Annotated in this window: 20 protein-coding genes and 1 pseudogene; 7 read left to right on the top strand and 14 right to left on the bottom strand. The window is 44.7% G+C overall.

Features of this window, described 5'->3' with window-relative positions:
- Positions 1-119: 119 nt before the first annotated feature.
- The 4 genes and pseudogenes from tnpC to EAE30_RS04480 all read right to left on the bottom strand — a co-directional run.
- Positions 120-1658: an IS66 family transposase gene (gene tnpC / locus EAE30_RS04495; protein ID WP_123014863.1), complete on the bottom strand. Its 1539-nt coding sequence runs from the start codon at positions 1656-1658 to the stop codon at positions 120-122.
- Between the two features lie 59 nt (positions 1659-1717).
- A complete protein-coding gene (gene tnpB, locus EAE30_RS04490; RefSeq protein ID WP_164711789.1) occupies positions 1718-2071 on the bottom strand; it encodes an IS66 family insertion sequence element accessory protein TnpB in 354 nt (117 codons plus the stop codon).
- Positions 2068-2388 carry an IS66 family insertion sequence element accessory protein TnpA gene (gene tnpA, locus EAE30_RS04485; protein WP_123014138.1) on the bottom strand — a complete coding sequence of 107 codons (321 nt, stop codon included), beginning with the start codon at positions 2386-2388 and terminating at the stop codon, positions 2068-2070. Before tnpA ends, tnpB begins: the two co-directional genes overlap by 4 nt.
- A 166-nt stretch (positions 2389-2554) precedes the next feature.
- Positions 2555-2706, bottom strand: a pseudogene (locus EAE30_RS04480) (LysR family transcriptional regulator); the annotation flags it as partial.
- Between the two features lie 111 nt (positions 2707-2817).
- On the opposite strand from EAE30_RS04480, the gene EAE30_RS04475 reads away from it, so the two are divergent.
- Positions 2818-3468, top strand: coding sequence for a glutathione S-transferase (locus EAE30_RS04475; protein ID WP_123014861.1), 651 nt, complete (start codon positions 2818-2820; stop codon positions 3466-3468).
- 210 nt (positions 3469-3678) lie between these two features.
- Here the strand turns inward: EAE30_RS04475 and EAE30_RS04470 are convergent, their stop codons facing one another.
- Complete coding sequence (locus EAE30_RS04470; RefSeq protein WP_123014860.1) at positions 3679-4134, bottom strand: GNAT family N-acetyltransferase; 456 nt, start codon at positions 4132-4134, stop codon at positions 3679-3681.
- Between the two features lie 682 nt (positions 4135-4816).
- The gene (locus tag EAE30_RS04465; RefSeq protein WP_123014859.1) at positions 4817-5758 is read right to left on the bottom strand and encodes a sugar-binding transcriptional regulator; all 942 of its coding nucleotides are present in this window, start codon (positions 5756-5758) and stop codon (positions 4817-4819) included.
- A gap of 233 nt (positions 5759-5991) precedes the next feature.
- Between EAE30_RS04465 and dalD the strand changes: the two genes are divergently transcribed.
- The 4 genes from dalD (at position 5992) to hxpB (ending at position 10937) form a co-directional block, all read left to right on the top strand.
- Positions 5992-7359, top strand: coding sequence for a D-arabinitol 4-dehydrogenase (gene dalD / locus EAE30_RS04460; protein WP_123014858.1), 1368 nt, complete (start codon positions 5992-5994; stop codon positions 7357-7359).
- A gap of 9 nt (positions 7360-7368) precedes the next feature.
- Positions 7369-8835 (top strand): xylulokinase, encoded by a 1467-nt coding sequence (gene xylB / locus EAE30_RS04455; protein WP_123014857.1) that lies wholly within the window; start codon positions 7369-7371, stop codon positions 8833-8835.
- Positions 8836-8936: 101 nt separating this feature from the next.
- Positions 8937-10211 (top strand): MFS transporter, encoded by a 1275-nt coding sequence (locus EAE30_RS04450; RefSeq protein WP_123014856.1) that lies wholly within the window; start codon positions 8937-8939, stop codon positions 10209-10211.
- 60 nt (positions 10212-10271) lie between these two features.
- Complete coding sequence (gene hxpB / locus EAE30_RS04445) at positions 10272-10937, top strand: hexitol phosphatase HxpB (RefSeq protein ID WP_123014855.1); 666 nt, start codon at positions 10272-10274, stop codon at positions 10935-10937.
- Positions 10938-11423: 486 nt separating this feature from the next.
- On the opposite strand, the gene EAE30_RS04440 is transcribed toward hxpB, so the two are convergent.
- The 5 genes from EAE30_RS04440 to EAE30_RS04420 all read right to left on the bottom strand — a co-directional run bounded on the left by EAE30_RS04440 (position 11424) and on the right by EAE30_RS04420 (position 16348).
- Complete coding sequence (locus EAE30_RS04440) at positions 11424-12788, bottom strand: TrkH family potassium uptake protein (protein ID WP_123014854.1); 1365 nt, start codon at positions 12786-12788, stop codon at positions 11424-11426.
- A 1-nt stretch (position 12789) separates the two neighbouring features.
- Positions 12790-13443, bottom strand: a complete 654-nt coding sequence (locus EAE30_RS04435) for a potassium channel family protein (RefSeq protein ID WP_123014853.1) — start codon at positions 13441-13443, stop codon at positions 12790-12792.
- 240 nt (positions 13444-13683) lie between these two features.
- A complete protein-coding gene (locus EAE30_RS04430; RefSeq protein ID WP_123014852.1) occupies positions 13684-14391 on the bottom strand; it encodes a response regulator transcription factor in 708 nt (235 codons plus the stop codon).
- Complete coding sequence (locus tag EAE30_RS04425) at positions 14392-15417, bottom strand: sensor histidine kinase (RefSeq protein ID WP_123015012.1); 1026 nt, start codon at positions 15415-15417, stop codon at positions 14392-14394. It lies immediately after the preceding gene.
- Positions 15418-15631: 214 nt separating this feature from the next.
- Positions 15632-16348, bottom strand: coding sequence for a glutamine amidotransferase-related protein (locus EAE30_RS04420; protein WP_123014851.1), 717 nt, complete (start codon positions 16346-16348; stop codon positions 15632-15634).
- 99 nt (positions 16349-16447) lie between these two features.
- On the opposite strand from EAE30_RS04420, the gene EAE30_RS04415 reads away from it, so the two are divergent.
- Complete coding sequence (locus EAE30_RS04415) at positions 16448-17251, top strand: AraC family transcriptional regulator (protein ID WP_123014850.1); 804 nt, start codon at positions 16448-16450, stop codon at positions 17249-17251.
- 184 nt (positions 17252-17435) lie between these two features.
- Here EAE30_RS04415 and EAE30_RS04410 read toward each other — a convergent pair whose 3' ends face one another.
- On the bottom strand, positions 17436-17930 hold the full coding sequence (locus EAE30_RS04410; protein WP_123014849.1) for a DUF2938 domain-containing protein: 495 nt from the start codon (positions 17928-17930) through the stop codon (positions 17436-17438).
- Positions 17931-18017: 87 nt separating this feature from the next.
- Here EAE30_RS04410 and EAE30_RS04405 point away from each other — a divergent pair, with 87 nt between their 5' ends.
- Positions 18018-18407, top strand: a complete 390-nt coding sequence (locus EAE30_RS04405; RefSeq protein WP_123014848.1) for a helix-turn-helix domain-containing protein — start codon at positions 18018-18020, stop codon at positions 18405-18407.
- A gap of 217 nt (positions 18408-18624) precedes the next feature.
- Here the strand turns inward: EAE30_RS04405 and EAE30_RS04400 are convergent, their stop codons facing one another.
- Both EAE30_RS04400 and EAE30_RS04395 read right to left on the bottom strand, forming a co-directional pair.
- Positions 18625-19590 (bottom strand): GlxA family transcriptional regulator, encoded by a 966-nt coding sequence (locus EAE30_RS04400; RefSeq protein ID WP_123014847.1) that lies wholly within the window; start codon positions 19588-19590, stop codon positions 18625-18627.
- Between the two features lie 96 nt (positions 19591-19686).
- Positions 19687-20463 (bottom strand): MBL fold metallo-hydrolase, encoded by a 777-nt coding sequence (locus EAE30_RS04395; protein WP_123014846.1) that lies wholly within the window; start codon positions 20461-20463, stop codon positions 19687-19689.
- Between the last annotated feature and the right edge of the window lie 202 nt (positions 20464-20665).

The following is a 20665-nucleotide window of genomic DNA, read 5'->3' as shown; positions in this document are numbered from 1 at the left end:
CATGAATCATGTAAAAATCATATCCGTGTAAATCAACTTTGTAAAGTAGAAAGAGTGTTCATTAAAAAACGCTAAATAGAGTACTTAATCGTAAGCGCCCCATGAACACACGGGGCGTTTTAGTGTGAGAAGTTCCACGGAAGAAGTGAGTCAATGTCGGGCTCTGCTTTCGCCAGCTCTTTCATGCATTTGACCATGTAATCGTAGAGAATGTGTCCATTGGCTTTAGCCGTCTCGATGATGCTATAGAGTAATGCGCTAGCATCAGCCCCTTTTGATGTGTTGGCGAAGAGCCAGTTCTTTCGGCCAATGACCATCGATTTTATCGCACGCTCTGCTCGATTGTTGTCGATGGATACGTGCCCATCATCCACATAACGCACCAACTTTGGCCATTGACCCAAGGTGTATTTAATCGCTTTACCCAGTGGGCTGGATTCGAACACCTTTTGTGTCGTGAGCCATTGATACAGGTCGTCCAATATCGGTTTGGCGTGTGATTGTCTCTCTGACCAACGCTCTTCGGCTGACGACGGTTTTAAGCGAGCTTCAAGCGCATAGAGTTTTTGGATTTTTGCTAGCGCGATATCCACTTTCCCAGTCTTGCCTTTTCCCTGAAGCTTTTTTGCTTCCATGAACTTACGGCGAGCATGAGCGAAGCAACCAACGTTTGTCACTTGAGTGAGACCATCGTACGCCACATAACCATCGGTTTGCAGGTAACCCGAGTAATCGCCCAAGAAGTCCATTGGGCACGCTCTCGCGCGACTGTTTTGATAGTCGTACAAGACGATGTTTTTCATCTCCGGTAAACCAGCTTGCGGAGAGTCAGCGCCTGAGCAGTAAAGCCACATGTAACTGCGCTTCTCTTCTTGCAGCACATTCAATGGGGTTTCATCAGCATGCACCACCACTTGCTCAAGTAAGTGCGTTTTTAAGGCTTGGTACAAGGGTTGGAACTTCTCGCTCACTTGGATAACCCAGCGAGCCATAGTGGTTCTTGATAAGTCGATGCCCGATTGCGTGAACAAGGTTTCTTGTCGATACAGCGGCAAGGCGTACTGGTATTTACCTAAGATGATATGGGCCAGCAAGCTTTCTGTGGCGAAGCTTTTCGGGATAATGCTGTCGGGTACTGGCTGTTGGTGAACGGGGTTAGTCTCACTGTGTTGCTCACAATGACGGCACGCGTATTTAGGACGAACGTAGTCGATAACGTTGAGTATCGCAGGCGTGAACTCCAGTTTCTCGCTACGGTCTTCCCCGATTTGATGCAGAGAATGTTGGCAGCAAGGACACTGTTTATCGTGCTCGTCCAGGTCAAGAACCACGGTTTCGCGAGGTAAGTCTTTCGGTAATGGCTGGCGTTTACCACGGCGCTTTGGCTTTGTTGTGGTCGTCGTGGTCACCACGTCTTCGTCGACGTTCTCCGCTTCGCATTCCACTTCATTAAAGAAGTCGCCCTGAGCTTCGTTATACGGTTTTAACGCTTCAGAGCGTTTGGCGAACTGACGGTCAAGTGCCAGTTTGAACTGCTCAATCAAGGATTGGCGCTCTTGCTGCCACTCTATTTTCTCAGGCATTAACGCCTTCACCATCGCTTGAAGTTCCGCGATGTTTTGGCTGTCTGGATTGATGTCGGGGGTCGTCTTTTTCATGGTCGTTATTGTACTTAATACCAATAAAAAAGGCTTGGTTTATCTGACTTTTATTGCCATTAACCCATTGTAAAACTGTCGATTTTTACCGATTTATGGCCGATTATTGTGAAGTCAGAAAGCAGTCTGTCGAGGTCAAATTGCGTTAAGGTCAACACCGTATTTTTCTCTTGCGTGGGCCACTTAAACTTGGCTTTTTCGAGGCGTTTATACCAGAGCGCATAACCCGTTTGGTCCCAATACAACGCTTTGATTTTATCGCGTTGTTTATTGGTGAAGAGGAACAATGCCCCTGAGCCTAGCTCAAGGTCGGTGTCGGATTCAATCAACAGCGCCAGACCATTGATAGATTTTCTGAAATCGACAAACTCGCGGTATAAATACACCACTGGCGCGGTCATCATGCGCTTCATGACAAGGCTCCAATCAACTCAGCAAGATAGTGTGGTGGCGTGCCTTGAGGAATACTCAATTCGATGTTATTTACTATCAAAGTCATGTTGGCTACCGACGTCTGGGTCACCTTGCGACAGGTGGTTTTTTCAATAATTTCGGCCTTAACGAAGCCGCTCTGAGTTGGGGATGGGTTAACACTCAACTGCTGCCGCTTAGCGTAAAACGTCGATACGCTAATGTCGTGCTTTTGGCAAAAATCTTGTTGTGTAAGCGAACTGGCTTGGCATTGCTCAATCAGAGAAAGCCATTCTTGATCGGTGCGTCGTTTATTCATGTCACATCTCCTTTGGATTGGAGATGTGATCATAGAGTGGGCAAAGCCTGATTAGAATGTGGGGTTTGTGGTGCGCTTACACTTAATCGTTCATGCAATAATGTTTAAAGATTACGTCTAACTGGAACGAAAGATTGCAATACGATCAGGACACCCACGGTATCCACTTGCTTTGAAACAACGCACATCTCAACTGTTTTTCCAGCTTGTGCATTTGTGCGCTAAACGCCGATTGTGTCCGAAATACCTGCTGAGCGGCCCGTGTATAACTGACTGTTTCTACAAACGCCATAAAACTGCGAGCGCATCGATATCCATACATCCATCACTTTTATTAATAGAAGCTATCAATACTATCCGTTATACCCAAGCCGACGTTTTTAGTTTACTAAGCACTGACTTACACCACGACTACTAACAGGATGTTCTATGAAGCTTTTTATTGCCAACCAAAATTATTCAACTTGGTCGCTGCGCGCTTGGTATCTCACGCAGCGCTTTAATTTAAACGTTAATATCCACAAATTACCGTTAGGCTCTACCGAGTTTTACACCACGTTAAAACCGTTTGCCGCCAATAATAAAGTCCCGCTGTTGGTTGATGATGACCAGCCTATTTGGGGATCGCTCGCCATTATGGAATATCTCAATGACGCGTATTTAGACAACCAAGCTTGGCCAGCAGATCGCCTCGAGCGGGCAAAAGCGAGAGCCATAAGCGGTGAAATGCAATCTGAGTTCACCGCATTACGCAGTGAAATGCCAATGAATTGCCGAGCGAAACGCCACTTAGTACTGAGCGATGCTGCGCAACGAGATATTGCCCGCATCGATGCCTTTTGGAGCCAGCAGATGACGCAATATCCGCAGCAATGGTTGTTTGGTGAGTGGTCGATTGCCGACGCCATGTTTGCGCCAGTGGCGTTACGCTTTATGACCTATGGCATTGAATTATCCCCTGCTGCCGCGCACTATCAACAGCGTTTAATAAGCGATAAAACGATACAGCGTTGGCTTCAGGAAGCCTCGCAAGAAACGGAAATCGTGGCTGAAGATGAAGCCGGGATTGATATCACTTAGGCATGGCTAAAGGTTGATACACTATCAGCGCTAGCCATAACTTTTATGCTTAAATATTATAAGCCTAACGTATGACTGTCACGCTACTTTGGAGTGTCGTTGATCGAGCACTGTATGCAGACTGTTACGGTGCTCGGATTCAATATGACCTAAACGGCAAGGATGTCATCACTACAATGAAGTGCCAAACGTTGTGAATCCCTCTTAAATTTATTGTGATGTGACAAGCGCCTTAGAGAGGCAAATTGAACGTCTGACACCAACGTACTTACCATATGCATCCGACTCTGCATAAGCGTTACGCAGATAAAAGTTCACTGCTTTTAAATTGACTCTTCGTGTCGACAGTACGGCATTTTTATAGCCTTTTTCAATCGCATAACTTTCAAGTTGTTCAAGTAAATAAGTGCCTGCACCTGATGTATTTGAGTACATTCGCTTCAGTTCACAAATGTCACCTTGGTGGTACCTAAAGACTCCACACGCTACTGCGCTTTTATTTAGATACACCACAATACAGCCATCTTTCAATGAATCGAAAGCATCCAATGAAAACGAACTTTCACCAGAATCCTGAGTAATCTGACTAAGTGAAGAGTTCAATTCTGCTACGAGCGATTGAAAGTCAATGTTGTTGGGTTCTACTTTCTTGTGTTCGAATTTCATACCTATCACATAACGCCAGTAATGGGTTCACCTTAGTAAGTAATGTTCCAAATACAAATATCTATTCATAAGCATTAGAACGAAACTTCCTTTGTTATTACACAGAAGAGTATAATCTCAATAAAACTTAAATGAGTTAAAGTGGTAGTAGAATGTCAGTCACTGCTTTATAAGTTGCTGGGTGCCAATCGGTGCCTTCGTGAAGGCTTGAGCCTAGTGCGGTGAAAGTTGCACGCTGGGTTCTTAGAGGGACGGCACTTGGTAAAAGGTGTCGTCTACTCGATATTTCTGTTTTACACGCCCCATCAGCACACCTTTGTACAAAATCTTGTCAGTGGTTTTGCTAAATTTATTTAGGTGGCTAGGAACTAGAAGGCAGCAGGTTGTAACGGATTTAGGTATAGAACAGTCCTGAGCGGCAAAGGCACTCTTGATACTTGATGTATCCAAAATCTGGCTCAGTTTAGGGGAAGTGCACAATAGCATGCTTATATACTCCAAACTTTACCATTCCATAAATATGAGAATCTATATTTTGCTTGTATTGCTTAGTTAATCTTACTTGCTTGTCATTTACACTTAGTCCCAGAGGGACTTTCATGGTTTTCTCCCATTGCTGTATAGATCCAAGAGAGTTAATAGCACCGATTAAAAGGGTTTTAGTCGCTTATTGGTAATATTGTTATTGGGTTAATAACCATCGTGCGGTTGCCTCATCGGTAACTAATCCATTTATCCAATGCCCTTTTAACGCAGCGAGAATTGCAGAACGTTTATCTTCGCCAAACGCGGCACCAATGCGAGGGCAATCGTTGATGCGTATATCGTAGCTGGTAATGAAGGTGTTGATGGTGCAATCAACCACCTCGCCTTCGGCGTTGATAAAACGGCCCAGGATTTCACCAACCGCACCTTGCAGATTGAGTTCATCAGCCTTGTCGGACGAAATGAAACCATCTTTGATGATCGGGCTTGCTTTACTCAGTGAACCAATGCCTGTAAACACCACACTCGCGCTGTCAGCAACACGGGCAACCTCTTGAAATACGCGCATGCTTGTCCAGAGCTTCAGTTCCTCGCTAGAAGTGGTGTAACGTGGAGCGGGCAATTGGTAATAGTTGGCCCTAATTTTACGCGCTAAAATCAGTGGTACATCGTCATAGTAATTACATTGCCCATCGACCCCCATGGCACTTATCAACGCGACACATTTACTGTTCGGTGATTCGAAATCAATTCGGTTGATCGCTTTTTTCAACGTCAAGCCAGAGCCGATACCGATGACTTGGTTCTGCTGGTCTTTGGTGTATTTGGACATCAATTGAAAACAACCAAACGAGACATTATCCAGCGTCTCATCACTACTGGTGGTGGGTACGATGCTGCATTCCACCAACTGGTACTTTTCTTTGAGCAGCTCTGCGTAATCTAAACAAGTTGAAATTGGATGGTGTAGACCAACCGATACAATTCCTTCTTCTTTCGCTGCGGCGATCAAACGTTGAACCACTGGGCGTGACAATCCTAGCTCAACAGCAATATCGCGTTGATTACGGCCAGAGATGTAGTACATCCAAGCTGCGCGAACCATCTGATCAGTTTTATAAGTGTCATCTTTAGCCACGTTAATTCCTTATTTTCAATGCCTTATAGCATCAGTGAAGTCATTATTTCTTTCTTTGGCGAGTCAATAGCTCATATCTTCTCGCGAATGTTTAATGAATGCAATACCAATCAATTTCCCACAAATGAATAAAAAATATTTAAATGGTCTTTTATTCATTTGTGATCTATAGCTCTTTACTTGTTCTTTTGATCAATTAGGGTGGCATCATTAAACAAAAACAAGGAACTATTATGAAAAACCAATACACGTGGCTTCACATCGGTCTAGGCTCATTTCACCGTGCTCATCAAGCTTGGTACCTACATAAATTGCTCGAATCGGGCGATAACAGCTGGCACATCGCAGCGGGCAACATTCGCAATGATGTGGAAGCGACCGTTGAAGCGTTGAGATCTCAAAATGGCGAGTATGTACTGGAAACGGTCAGCCCAGCAGGCGAACGTGACTACGAAGTAATTAAGTCAATTCAGACTTTGCTACCTTGGCAGGAAGACTTGGCGCCTTTGGTTAACGAAGGAGCGAAAGTGCAGACGAAAGTCATCGCGTTTACCGTCACAGAAGGTGGTTATTATCTGAAAACCGACCACACATTAGACTTAGATAGTACGGTATTAAATGCCGATCTAAATGGTGCTCATCAAACCATTTACGGGACAGTGACGAAAATTCTGGAGCGCCGTATTGCCGATAACACAGGTCCGGTGACATTGCTCAACTGTGACAACGTGCGCCATAACGGTGAACGTTTTCGTGATGGTTTGATGGAGTTCCTCACTCTTACAGGAAAAGAAGACGTTCTTCAGTGGGTAAAAGCAAACACCACATGTCCAAACACGATGGTGGATCGCATTGTTCCTCGTCCTGCGGCTGATCTTCCTACACGAATCAAAGCTAAAACGGGTATTGATGATAAAGCGCCAGTGATGGGGGAAACCTTTATCCAGTGGGTAATTGAAGACGACTTTAAAGACGCACGGCCAGCTTTGGAAAATGTTGGTGTGGAAATGGTGGATTCAGTCATTCCTTACGAAGAAGCGAAAATCCGTATCCTGAATGCGTCTCACAGCTGTATCGCTTGGGCTGGTACTTTGGTTGGTCAGTCATTTATTCACGAAAGTACCCTTACCGATTACATTTATCAAATTGCGCACGACTACGTGAGTCAAGATGTAATCCCTAGTTTGGTCGAAAACGGTATCGATCTGCCGACATACCGTGATGTAGTCCTTGAGCGATTCACTAACCCTTATATTAAAGACACCAACCAACGTGTGGCGGCCGACGGATTCTCCAAAATTCCCGCGATGATCACCCCAACCATGATTGAATGCTATCAGCGTGGAGTGGCTCCTCAGGCGACTGCGATGCTGCCAGCGTTGTTCTTTGTATTTATGTTGCAATGGCATAAAGGCCTACTGCCATATGAATACCAAGACGGCATTCTAGATACGCGTGTGGGGCATGAGATGTTTGAATCCGCTGACCCAATCGCGGTGTATGCGCAAAATAAAGCTTTGTTTGGCGAACTTGCTGAGAATGCGGAGTTTGAAACTCTGCTGCGCGATAAAATTGCTGCTACTTACTCAATGATTCAATAAGGGACTGTCATGTATTTAGGTATTGATCTTGGCACCTCGGAAGTCAAAGCCCTGGTAATTGATGAACAAGGTGAAACGGTTGCCACGCATAGCGCACCGCTGACCATTCAGCGCCCTCATCCACATTGGTCAGAGCAGGCGCCACAAGAGTGGTGGGAAGCGACCAACTATCTGATTGGTACGCTGCGAGAAAAGTGTTCTGAGCATTGGGGGGCAATCAAAGCGATCGGCCTTTCTGGTCAAATGCATGGAGCAGTACTATTAGATGAGCGAGATGAGGTGATCCGCCCCGCTATTTTGTGGAATGACACCCGTAGCCATCAAGAGTGCCTTGAGCTGGAAGCCGCCGCACCAGATTTGCATTACATCGCTGGCAACTTAGCGATGCCGGGTTTCACCGCGCCTAAGTTGCTTTGGGTCCGTAAGCACGAGCCGAACCATTTTGCTCGTATCAACACAGTCCTGTTACCCAAAGACTTTCTGCGTATGAAAATGACCGGACGAAAAATCTCGGACATGTCAGATTCTGCGGGCACGTTATGGTTGGATGTGGCGAAGCGCGATTGGTCGGATTCTTTGCTCGATAAATGCCACCTCAGCCGAGTGCAGATGCCAGATCTGGTGGAAGGCTGTGAAGTTTCGGCATATTTGTCCGCTGAGGTGGCACATAAGTGGGGACTGAGCCCTTCTGTGATTGTTGCTGGCGGCGGCGGTGATAACGCCGTTAGCGCAATTGGTGTAGGCGCCGTGAATCCGGGGGATGCGTTTATTTCTCTTGGCACTTCTGGTGTGCTGTTTGTTGTCAATGAACAGTACCGCCCGGCGCCTGAGTCTGCGGTTCATGCTTTCTGTCATGTATTGCCTCAGCGTTGGCATCAAATGAGCGTCATGCTCAGTGCAGCTAGTTGTCTGCAATGGTTTTGTCGCATTGTTGGCGTGACAGAGGTTGAATTGCTGGAAGGCATCGAGCAGCTAAGTGAGGAAGATAAAGCCAAAGCGCCACTTTTCCTACCTTATCTTTCTGGCGAGCGCACTCCGCACAATGACCCTCAGGCAATGGGGATGTTCCACGGAATGACTCATTCCACCAATCGCGAACTACTGGGCTATGCGGTTATTGAGGGCGTGAGCTTTGGGATTGCCGACGGACTGCGTGTATTGCAGGAGAGCGGCACACACATCGAACAATGCTCTCTCGTCGGTGGTGGTGCACGCAGCGCGTTTTGGGCGCAACTGTTGGCCGATACACTCTGTCTACCTATTGTCACTCATAAAGGTGGAGAAACGGGTGGGGCACTCGGCGCGGCTCGACTGGCATGCCTCGCTTCTGACAAAGCCGTCGAAGATGTGTGTAAAAAACCGGAAATCTTCCGAGTATATCAACCATGTGCAGAGCGTGAGCCCGTGTTGAGTAAGCGTTATGAGCGTTTCCGGGCGCTGTACCAAAACGACTTGGTTTTGCGGTCATGGCATTAGCACTAACAGTCAGATCTTAGAAAGAGAATCACTAATAAAAACAAGGACTACGCCCCTGAAAAGGGGCGTGGGATTCCTTTACCCTACAAAACGAGGAATATATGGAAAATGTAAGCAAACAGTGGCTTGGATTGCCGCTAAATCTGATATGGGGATATATCGCCATTGCTATCTTTATGACGGGAGATGGTTTTGAACTGGCGTTCCTGTCGCACTATATCACCGAGTTAGGTTTTACGCCTGCTCAATCATCTTTTGCGTTTACGCTTTATGGTTTGGCCGCAGCGCTGGCCGCTTGGGTGTCAGGAGTGGTTGCGGAAATTATCACACCGCAGAAAACCATGAGAATCGGCTTTTTGCTGTGGTGTCTCTTCCATGTCTTGTTCTTAACCTTGGGGCTGAGTCAGTCAAACTACGCGTTAATTCTTCTATTCTATGGTATTCGCGGATTGGCTTATCCACTCTTTCTCTATTCCTTTATCGTGGTCATTGTGCACAATGTTCGCAGCGATGGTGTCAGTTCTGCACTTGGTTGGTTTTGGACCGTGTACTCCATTGGTATTGGCGTAGCGGGCAGTTACATCCCAAGCTTTACTATCCCTTGGATTGGTGAATATGGCACCTTGTGGTTATCGCTAGCGTTTTGTGCAACAGGCGGATTGATCGCCATGATTGCCCTGCGTAATGTTAAAACGCCAACCCACATGCACAACCTAACCAATAAACAGAAACTGACCGAGCTGAGCCGTGCCGTCACGCTACTCTATACCAATAAAAATGTGCTCTACTCCAGCTTTGTACGCATTATCAATACTCTGTCGCTGTTTGGTTTTGCCGTCATTATGCCGATGATGTTTGTTGATGATTTGGGCTTTACGACATCTGATTGGCTTCAGGTCTGGGCGGTGTTCTTCTTTACCACCATTTTCTCCAACGTTTTCTGGGGCATAATGGGCGAGAAACTTGGCTGGATGAAGGTTGTACGCTGGTTCGGATGCATTGGAATGGCAGTTTCTAGTCTAGCGTTTTATTACATCCCTCAGCATTTTGGCAACAACTTCTACATGGCGCTGATCCCAGCGATTTCTCTGGGCATTTTTGTGGCCGCGTTTGTACCAATGGCCGCTGTGTTTCCTGCACTAGAGCCAAATCACAAAGGGGCGGCGATTTCTGTCTATAACTTGTCTGCGGGACTGTCTAACTTTCTTGCGCCAGCCATTGCAGTAGTCTTGCTGCCGTATTTCAGCACGATAGGTGTGGTGGTTGCCTATACTACTTTGTATGTATTAGCATTTTTCTTCACTTATTTAATTAAGGTGGATCAACCTGGATTTGAAGCGAGAGGCGTTGAATCGAGTAAAGTGTCCGTTGCGTAGACGGCTTGAGTGTGGCTACGATTTTGGTAGCCACACTTTTTTCTATTTTTTGAGGTAAGTATGAATAAAAAAGCGGTTATTTTTGACATGGATGGTGTGATTATTGACTCCGAACCTTTGTGGCAGCAAGCACAGATTGAATCATTGGCTGGTGTTGGCGTGAGTATCACCCGTCAGGACTGTGAACAACTGACGATGGGTAAGCGCGTTGATGAAATCACGCGTATTTGGTGTGAGATGTACGCACTGTCTATATCAGCGAAAGAGTTGGAAAACCTGATTTTAACTAAGCTGTGTAACCGCATTTCAAGCACGGGTGAAGCAATGACGGGTGTCTATGATGCGTTGAGTTTTTTTTCACAGCAGGGACTAAAGCTGGCACTAGCAACCTCATCGAACCACGTGGTGATAAAAGCCGTTTTTGACCGTCTTCAATTGTGGGATAAATTTAGTGTGATTTGCAGTGCAGAAGACGAAGAGCACGGTAAACCGAGCCCAGATGTTTATCTGACAGCGGCTCGTATGCTAAAGGTCGATGTCTCGGAATGTTTGGTGATAGAAGACAGTTTTGTCGGCATGACCGCCGCTAAAGGAGCGAACATGATGACTTGTATAATTTCTCCATATTGTCAGCAAAGTAAATTTTCTAAAGCAGACAAATGCTATGTCAATTTAGATTGTTTATTGCAGAGTGATCTGCTCCAGCCTGGCTGGACATTTCGATAAGCGACTTCCCACGACTTAAATTAATCCTCTTGTGTTGTTTTGGCAAAGATGTGAGCGAATATGTACAAATACTTTTGTTAGTTCAGAAGTGTTGTTATTTTTTATATGTGGGGTTAGTAGTCCTTGGTATGTATCTAGCAAATGTAATATTTGTAGTTTTCCATGTTGTGGGCGGCTATCTACAAACTCTTCGACTACCTTGAAAATATGTGGGGGTAAAGTCTTGGCCAATGAGTTGAGTCTTTCTTCTATTATCATTTTAACGCCTTTATGAACCTTTCAATTAGGATTTTATAGAATAAAATAGATGAAAATATATAAATATCATAATGTTACTATTTTTTAAATGGGGAATAAGGTGACACTTTTTAGTAATACCTAATCATATCCTAGCCGTAGTCATTAAGGCTCGCTATTATTGATGACACTGCTTTGGTGATGAATTCGTGAAATCTGCGTTCACTTCCTTGTGTTCGTTTTAAACGCTCATCCAATGGCTAATTTTGTCTCCGCAAAACGCAGTTTTTTCTGGCGTGGGCTGGCTAAAAAGTACGCCAAAGTTAATGGTCCCAATCTTCCCATATACATCAAAAAAATGATGATCAGTTCACCCGATGTGGAAAGCTGACCTGTTAAGCCACGAGATAATCCCACCGTGCCTAATGCAGAAATAGCTTCAAACACGACATCTATCATCGGGGCATTTTCCGTCAAGAGTAATGCAAAGATGGCTAACCACGTCACCACAACCGAAATCATCGTCAATGCAAGGGCTTTTCTGATCGTGTCTTTTGCTATTTCACGTTTGAATACATGAATTTGTTCATCACGGCGTAGGTATGCATAAGTCGATAAAATCAACACCATAAAGGTCACGACTTTGATGCCACTGGCGGTACTTAACGAGCCGCCGCCAATGAACATCAGCACCAGAATGATCGCGGTTGTGGCATCTTTGAGTTGATCAATAGCGAGTGTATTAAAACCCGCGGTTCTTGGCGTCACCGCCTGAAACCACGAAGCCAGCCACTTACCTAATTCACTGAGTGGCCCTAATGTATTGGGGTTATCACGCTCGATTAAATAGATTGCTATCACAGCAACCGCATTGATCAGCACGGTTCCCGTTATCATCATGCGACTATAAACCGTCAGCTTTGACCATCGACGATTGCGCTTTAAATCCATCCACACCGAAAAGCCCAACCCGCCAATAATAAAGAGTCCTGTAATCGTCAGGTTAACGACGGGATCCTCCACATAAGGCATCAAGCTATCAGCACTTAAGGCAAACCCTGCGTTATTGAACGCACTGATGGTATAAAAGAAACCGTGAAATACACTGGTTGCCCAGCCAAGTTCATCGCTCCAATACCAAGACAGTATGATCATTCCAACCAGCTCGACGGTGAACGCAAACATCAGCACGGATTTAGCGGTCGCCACAAGCGTCGAGGCATCGGTTTGATCGAAGGCTTCTCTGGCAACCGTGCGCTCTAAAAAGCCAATTTTTCCTCCCAAAGCAATCAAGGTCACAATGGCAAAAGTCATGAGTCCGAGACCGCCACACTGAATGAGTAACGCGATGACCACTTGCCCAAACAAAGTGAACTGTGTGCCCGTATCCACCACCACGAGTCCTGTCACCGTCACCGCTGAAGTCGCCGTAAACAGACTCTGTATCCAAGTGATAGGCTCATGCGCCGCAATAGGCAGCTTGAGTAAGACTGTCCCCAACAGAATAAGCAGTAAAAAGCTGCCACTTAAAATCAGTGGCGGCGCACCGACTATTTTTTTGCCTGACTTGGGTTTGCGTTCTAACGGCGTGATAGAGGGATGCCACAATACCATGTCACACCAACCTTGGAGCGAGGTACTTTAGCTCAGCGCGTGTGCCACATAACAGAATGATATCATTGGCTTTCAAGACAAAATCCTGATCAATCTGATTAAGTACGTCTTGTTCACGTTGGATGAGGACCGTTTGCACGCGGCCTTTGGCACAACCAAGAATGTGTCCAATCGGAGTATCGTGTAATGATGCTTTGATATGAATTTCAACCACATACAAACCGTGGCCTAAGGACAAGTAGTTATTCACCATGGGGTAGTTGAGTGACTGAGCAACACGCACGCCCATTTCCTCTTCTGGATGAATAATACGTTGCACGCCAAGTTTCGAGACAATGGTGTGATGTGCTTTGCTGCTGGCCTTAACCCAAATCTCTTGAACACCGAGATTTTTCAATGCCAACGTGCAAAGCAAACTGGATTGCATGTCTTCCCCAATCGCGATCAATACCGCTTCACTATTGCCAAGATCTAATTCACGCAGCGCGTTTTCATCGGTAGAGTCACAAATAATGGCTTGCGTTAGCTCCTCGACATATTTATCGACAATTTTGGGGTCGCGATCAACGCCCGTCACAGTATGTCCGAGATAGATCAATTCAAGACTGGCCGCGATACCAAAACGTCCGAGCCCAATGACAGTAAAATGTGCCATGACAATACCTTTACTATTTTGTCCAAAAGTGTGGCAATAACATGGCCAACACCGCGAAGTATTTCCGCCAACGCAGGATCATTGCCAGATGTAATATTCAGATGCCTGTATTAAAACACGTGGAAAATTGCTTGCTACCACGTCTAAGTGCGTTGATACGAGGTCTTAATCGACTCAGGCGTTTCTGCTTTAAGCAGACCCATTCGTCCGATATGGAGCATGACCAATCATCAAGTGGTGTTATGAAGATTCATCACGAGGTGACGCCATCGAAACTAAACGGTAGCCGATCCCTGATTCGGTTTTAATGATCTGTTGTTCGTCTGCACTGTCGTTGAGTTTTTTGCGTAACTGACTAACCAGTATGCGCAGATAGTGGGTATCGTCGGTATGACTTTCGCCCCACACCTCTTTCAACAAATCCGTCTGCTTCACCAGTTGCCCCGGTGTCCTCATCAGCATGTCGAGAAACGCAAACTCCTTTTTGGTTAGAATGACTTCTGCATCGGAAAGCCAGCATTGGTGGGTACTTTTTTGTAGCTTGAGCGGACTAAAAGTCACGATATCCTCACCAAAATGGTGACTGACTAAGTCTCGCAGTAGTACCTTAATGCGTACAATAAGTTCTTTAATGCCAAACGGCTTACTGAGGTAGTCATTCGCCCCTGCTTCAAGCAAGCGGATCTTCTCTTCTTCTTGATCGCGTGCCGTGAGGATAAGCACCGGTGTTTTACTTGACTGACGAATAATCGATAGGAATTCAATGCCATCACCATCAGGCAATCCTAAATCGAGCACCACCACATGCGGTTGAACACGCTCAAATTGCACTTTTGCCGTCGCTAACGAGTCTGCTCCTACGTAATCAAAGCCTTCAGCCGCCAAAGAAATACGCATAAACGTTTGGATTTGAGGCTCATCATCCACCACCAGTATTTTGTAATTCATTTACTGTTCTCCTTGTTGACTGCTAGGCAGCACAATCCGAATCAAACAACCTTGTGGTACGTCGACACACTCAATATCGCCTTGGTGGACTGAGATCACACCTTGAGCCACACTCAATCCAAGTCCCGAGCCAGAATCGTCACTTCTTTTTTCCTTGTCGGAATAAAACAGCTCAAACATTCGTTGTGCGTCTTCGGGTTGCAGTGATTGCCCTTGATTGTAAACATCAATCACCACATTCTGCTGGCTCTGATACATCGTCACACTGACCTGTTTATCCTTGGGAGAATAACGCAGCGCATTGTCTAGCACATTGAATAACGCTTGCTCTAACAAAGCCCGACTGACTTCAACCGATGGCACCGCCCCATTTACGACCACCTCAATACGAGTAGTCGATGAGGAGAAACGGCCGATGACACTTTTTACAATGTGTACAATGGATTCTTGTTGCTTCTGGATGCGAACCACGCCGTGCTGCAATTTCGTTGCTTGCAACAGGTTCTCTATGTATTGATGCAAGCGATGACTCTCTTTGATGGCACTGTCGAGCAGTTCATCCTTTTCTTTGGCTTGCAGTTGCATCTGATATTCTTTGAAGGTGGTAAGGTTACCGATAATCCCCGCGAGCGGGGTTCGCAAGTCATGGGATACAGAGAGCAAAATTTGGTGGCGCAATTGCACTTGTTTTAGCGCATTGTATTGACGTCGATATCGCTCGGCGAGTTGGCTGGTGGTAAAGGCCACCACAATAAAAACGACTAAATTGATGATGTCATCTAAGTGGAACATCTGAAGCGAATATCGAGGCGTGGTAAAGAGAAAGTTGAAACTGACGGCTTCGGCAATCGCCGCCACATAAGCGAGTCGTGAGTGACAATGGAGAGCAATGACAACAATAGAAAGCTGGAGTATCAGTAACACAGCCATTGTGGAGCCTAACCAGTGATCAAGTCCGAAAGAGACGACAAGTGCCAAAACCAACACCGACGCGGATAAAAGGTAACGCTTCTGTAGCCAACTCATGGTCATAGCCGTCATTTGAAATGAAAATTTAACAGCGACTCTATCAGATGCGCAATCTGGGTTCGCGTAAAAAAAGCGTAAAAAATGGCGACATCTAGAGATAGTAGCGTCAATCCACTCAAAGGAAGTCACAAACAGCATTGTGACTTCCTCGATTGATTGGTTTAGGTTTTGCAGAGCCAGAGTATTCCCTGAGAAAACACCGAAAAACGACTTAGTGCTTTGATTGATAGTACCGTTCTAATTTATCTAAATACTCATGTAATTTTTGATTCATCTCATCATAGTCATGATGAAGTAAGACGTCTGGATCCTCGACAAATCGATATTTTGCCGCGTCACTGAGATCATCGTTTTCAATTAACAGTGCTACGACATCTTTGGTCAGCTCCATATGGCACTGAAAACCAAACACTAAATCACTATAAGCAACGATTTGTCGCGGACAACCCTCACTGTACGCAATGATTTGTGCCTGTTTGGTTAGCCCTGGCATATCGTTATGCCAATGACCCACGTCCAGAACATCGCCAAAATGGTCAAAGAGCGGATGTGCCAACCCCTCAGCCGTTAACGTAATCGGAAACTTACCGATTTCACGCTCAGGGCTATGGTCGTATTGTCCGCCTAATGCTTGGCCAATCAATTGCGCCCCCAAACAGACACCAATCACAACTTTTCCATTGTGAATGGCTTTTGAAATGACTCCCTGTTCGCGTTTCGCATCAAAGTGAGCACATTGATCCGTGGTTGTTCCTGGAGCTTGAGGTCCTCCCATGACAATCAGAAAGTCAACATCTTCAACACGTTGTGGGAGATGTTCCCCTTCATATACGCGAGAATAGGTGATGGTATGACCATGACTTTTTGCCCAAGACTCATAAGCGCCTGGCGCTTCAAAATATTCGTGAATAATAAAGTGGATATGCATCTTTCTGCCTTGTAAGTAACGATTGGCTTCAAATGCTATATCAAATCTAGATGGCGCACTTTATACTAAATGACAACTAATATAGATAAGCAGCCAACCATGCAAGCGAATGAACTCATACAAGGCTTTTCTAATAAACAACTCATCACCAAAACGATGACAATGGTTTCTGGCTACGTTGATGACTTTCACACGCATCCATGGCATCAAATCGTGTTTCCTCTTAAAGGCTTATTGCAATCAAACATTGGTGATAAATGTGTGATAGTTCCTCACAATGGTATGCTCTATATCCCCGCCAACACCGTTCACAAATCCATCGCCATTACCGATACTCAATTTTTAGCGATTTATCTTAACCCAGATAAATGTGTCCAATATGACGATAAGCCTAAGTCTTGTCTTGTAAACTCATTCATAAAAGAGTTGATACTTATTTTGTTTGAGAACAGCACCCTCTCGCAATCGGAGTCCAACATCACACATTTACTATTGGTATTGCGAGATCAAATCATGACGGCAACCCGTTATGAAATTCCCCTACTCATTCCGACAGATAAACGGCTGTTATCCATTTTTGTGCAGCTTAAGCAGCAACCTGATTTGTCATTCACATTAAGTCAGTGGGCGAAAAAAGTGGGAGCATCAGAACGAACGCTATCGAGGCTATGCTCGAAAGAGTTTTCCCAATCATTTTCACTATGGCGGCAAAACATTCGGTTAGTGTTATCTTTGCAATTGTTAGGCTCAAGAAAGAGCATTCAGGAAATTGCGATAGAATTAGGGTACGCTTCTGATTCTGCCTACATATATGCTTTTAAAAAACTGTTCAATCAGACACCCAGCAAATATCGCACTGAACGCTTAGCGCTAGGATTGACACTCAGTCATTGCTTAACTTAGCCAGATCGTACTGTCACTTGTACACTTTCGGGCAACGTCCTACTAGGCAAATGAATAGTGATCGAGCCATTATGACTCGGTGCTCTAACTCGATTATAGGCAGACATCAGGTAACGAAAATCATGCCCTACCTGATCATTCATAACGTTGAGAAACCATTGTGCGTTATAGAATTTACTCAAATTTAAAAGAAACGAGAATTCAATACCCAAGCCGACCAAAATAAACCCACTCCATAGAAGCTGTGGACCAATAGACTCAGTCCCCTCGCTTTCCATGGCGAAGGAGTTTTACTTGCTGCGACCCCAAAACCAAAGCAAGGTTGGATGATGCAGAAAGGAAAAATCAGCGTAACAACACCAGTAATAAGCGCTGGCAGTATACGCGGGCTGTTTAACCATACTTCTCCCCATAGCAATACATGAATTAAAGCCAAAACGATCCCTATCAAATAATGTAAGCCCCAGCCCAACCGCTTTTCTCCTTTTATCGGTGGTGTGTTCACTATTGTATGATGAATCAACTGACCTCTTGGAATGAAGCTTACCCACCGTACTACCAGTCCATAATCGAGAGGCTGAATTCTTAATACTCGTTTTTGAAAACAAGCCCATGAGTCCATAACTAGAGTAGCACCAATACCAACCAGAATTGTTTGTAGCCATTCCATTGTATCCATTCGAGATTCCTCATTATTTCATTAAAATTTTGCTAGATTGCAGCTATCATACAACTTGAAGTTAACTTTAAGTCAATGAGGAATTTTATGGATATTGCGACCGTGTCCAGTGAGTCTGGATTCAATCCTTCAACACTGAGATATTATGAAAAACTCGGACTTATCCATTCTACAGGTAGAAAAGGACTGCGACGGCAATACGCACCAAACGTACTAAATAAGCTGAGTATTATCTCTCTAGGCCGTTTGGCTGGATTATCACTCAGTGAAATCTCAACGATGTTTAATGAACACGATGAGTTGGCTATTGACCGAGTTTTGCTGACTCAAAAAACGGTAGAGATTGATGCGCAAATTAAACGTCTCAAAGTGGTACGAGATAGCCTAAAACATGTAGCAACGTGCCCTCAACCATCTCACTTAGAGTGCCCATCGTTCCAAAAAATGATGAAATCAGTTAAAAACTATCTGTCTTAGGATCGGTATGGTAAATCAGCGGCGATTCATGGAGAACCAGACAGACAAAATGTATGTAAGCTTACTATTATGTGAGGATCGAACAAGAACGTGCTATCGAGCATCGGCTGGCACGTCTCTGGACATTAATGAGCTACGCTAACCTCCCTAATAATCGGAATTGACATGAGGAAATGTATGGCAAACCTTAGTTGGGGCGCTGAATATTTATCTAAGGCTATTGGTGGAACGTTTTCCTCCAACGGTTGGGGGTCACCTCATAACGCTCTTTAAATTTATCTCTGAAAATGAGAACTGAGCTAAACCCAGTTTTTGCGACAATCTGTTCAATAGACAAATCTGTAGATTCAAGTAGATCCTGAGCCAAGTTTAGTCGCTCAGCCGTCAGCCATTCTCCAAATGACATACCTGTAGCTCTATTAAATTTTCTCGTAAAAGTTCGACGGGTCATCATCACTGAATCTGCTAACTCATCCAGTGAATATTTTTGATTGATATTGCGCCTGATATTGTCCATTAATGCATTGATACGTGAATCAGATGTCGTCACAGGTATTGGTTGATCGATAAACTGAGCTTGCCCGCCATCTCTGTATGGAGGCACAACCATTCTTCTTGCTACTCGATTCGCAATTGTACTGCTGTAGTATTTGCGGAAAACATACAGACAACAATCGATACCTGCGGCAGTACCTGCTGAGGTGATCACCCCGCGATCTTCAACATATAAGGCGTTCGTATCGAGCGAAACTTCTGGAAAGCGTTGACTAAAATCCTGTTCTAATTCCCAATGTGTCGCAGCTCGTTTCCCCGCTAATAAGCCTGCATAGGCGAGAACATAACCACCAAGACATAAACCGACAACCAATGCGCCTCGGGCATGAGCACGACAGAGAGCATTGAGCAACTTTTCATTAGGGCGTTCGTCAATTGTTCTCCAATAAGGTACAGCGATGATGTCGCAATACTCTAGAAAATCAAGCTGCGCCTCTGTATGAATTTCCATACCGATATCAGATAAAATCGGTCCTTCCTCTCCAGCGACAAATTTAAGCTCGAAAAAAGCTTCATTAAGGGTATCTCTTCCAAACACAATGCTAGGGACAGAAATATGAAACGGGCTAAAGCGATTGAAAACAACAACAGCAACGGAAGGAATTTTATGGTTTTCATTGAGATACATAGTTCGTTTCCAAAGTAAAATGCACAGAGCAATGTTAGTACACTACTCTGTGCGGTTCATAAACGCAGGCCATAGGTTTGCTTTATGACATCAAAACTAGATTATCACTGTTTCACCATCTTCTGGAACAAACACAAAATCGCTAATCATATTTGAAGCTGCGTATTCGCGCATTTCTTGAGTAGTCACCAATACATGGTTAACCGCCCCCATATGAGTCGCAACGATTTTCGCTTTAGGTAGCACTTGGTGTGTTTTTAGTACATCTTCTTTACCCATAATAATAGGACCAAAGCCCAGTACATGCGCCCAACCTGTATTGAGAATAACGACACCAGGTTGTTCTTTTTTCATGGTTTCTTCTACACTTGGAATCCAAATCGTATCACCAACCACATATAACTTTTCTTCATCGGCATGGGAAAAAATCACGCCTGTCACTTCACCCAAAATTTCAGCCATTTGATCATGTTGGAACGCTGCATCAGAGCCATGCTGGCAGACGGTACGTGTAAATGAAATACCGTGATAGTCAGTCTCTTCAGAGAAGATTTTAACGTTGGTAAAACCTTGTGATAGAAGAATAGCCTCATCACCTTTGTGCTGTACAAAAATCAATTTATCTTTAGGTAACGCATTCACTGCTGTTTCATCCCAGTGGTCTGGGTGAGTATGAGTTAGAAGAACAGCGTCCACATTGATGATGCTTTCAAGAGGCAGAGGCAATTCAACTGTTGGATTGCGTAAGTGTGAATTTGCTGTTCCTTCAAATCCAGGGTAAGTGCCTTTTGGCGCTAACATTGGGTCAATAAGGAATGTTTTACCTGCATAATCGATGACTTGTGTTGCATTGCGAATTTGTGTGATTTTCATAATTGTGCTCCAGTATTGCTGTGTTTTGCTGTAATGGAGTCATTTTATGCAATAGGATAGACGCTCAAAAGTGGCTTAAAGGACACATAAGGATACTATTGGGACAAAAATTTGTTCTTGGAATTAGTTGTTATTAGATAAATTGAGGGAAACTAATAGAAACCATTTTAGTATTCAACAACTGACGTAACACTGTTTGGGG

Source organism: Vibrio zhugei (assembly GCF_003716875.1).
Taxonomy (GTDB): Bacteria; Pseudomonadota; Gammaproteobacteria; order Enterobacterales; family Vibrionaceae; genus Vibrio; species Vibrio zhugei.
Note: the sequence above shows the minus strand (reverse complement) of the source record. Positions and strands in the feature narration are given on the sequence as shown.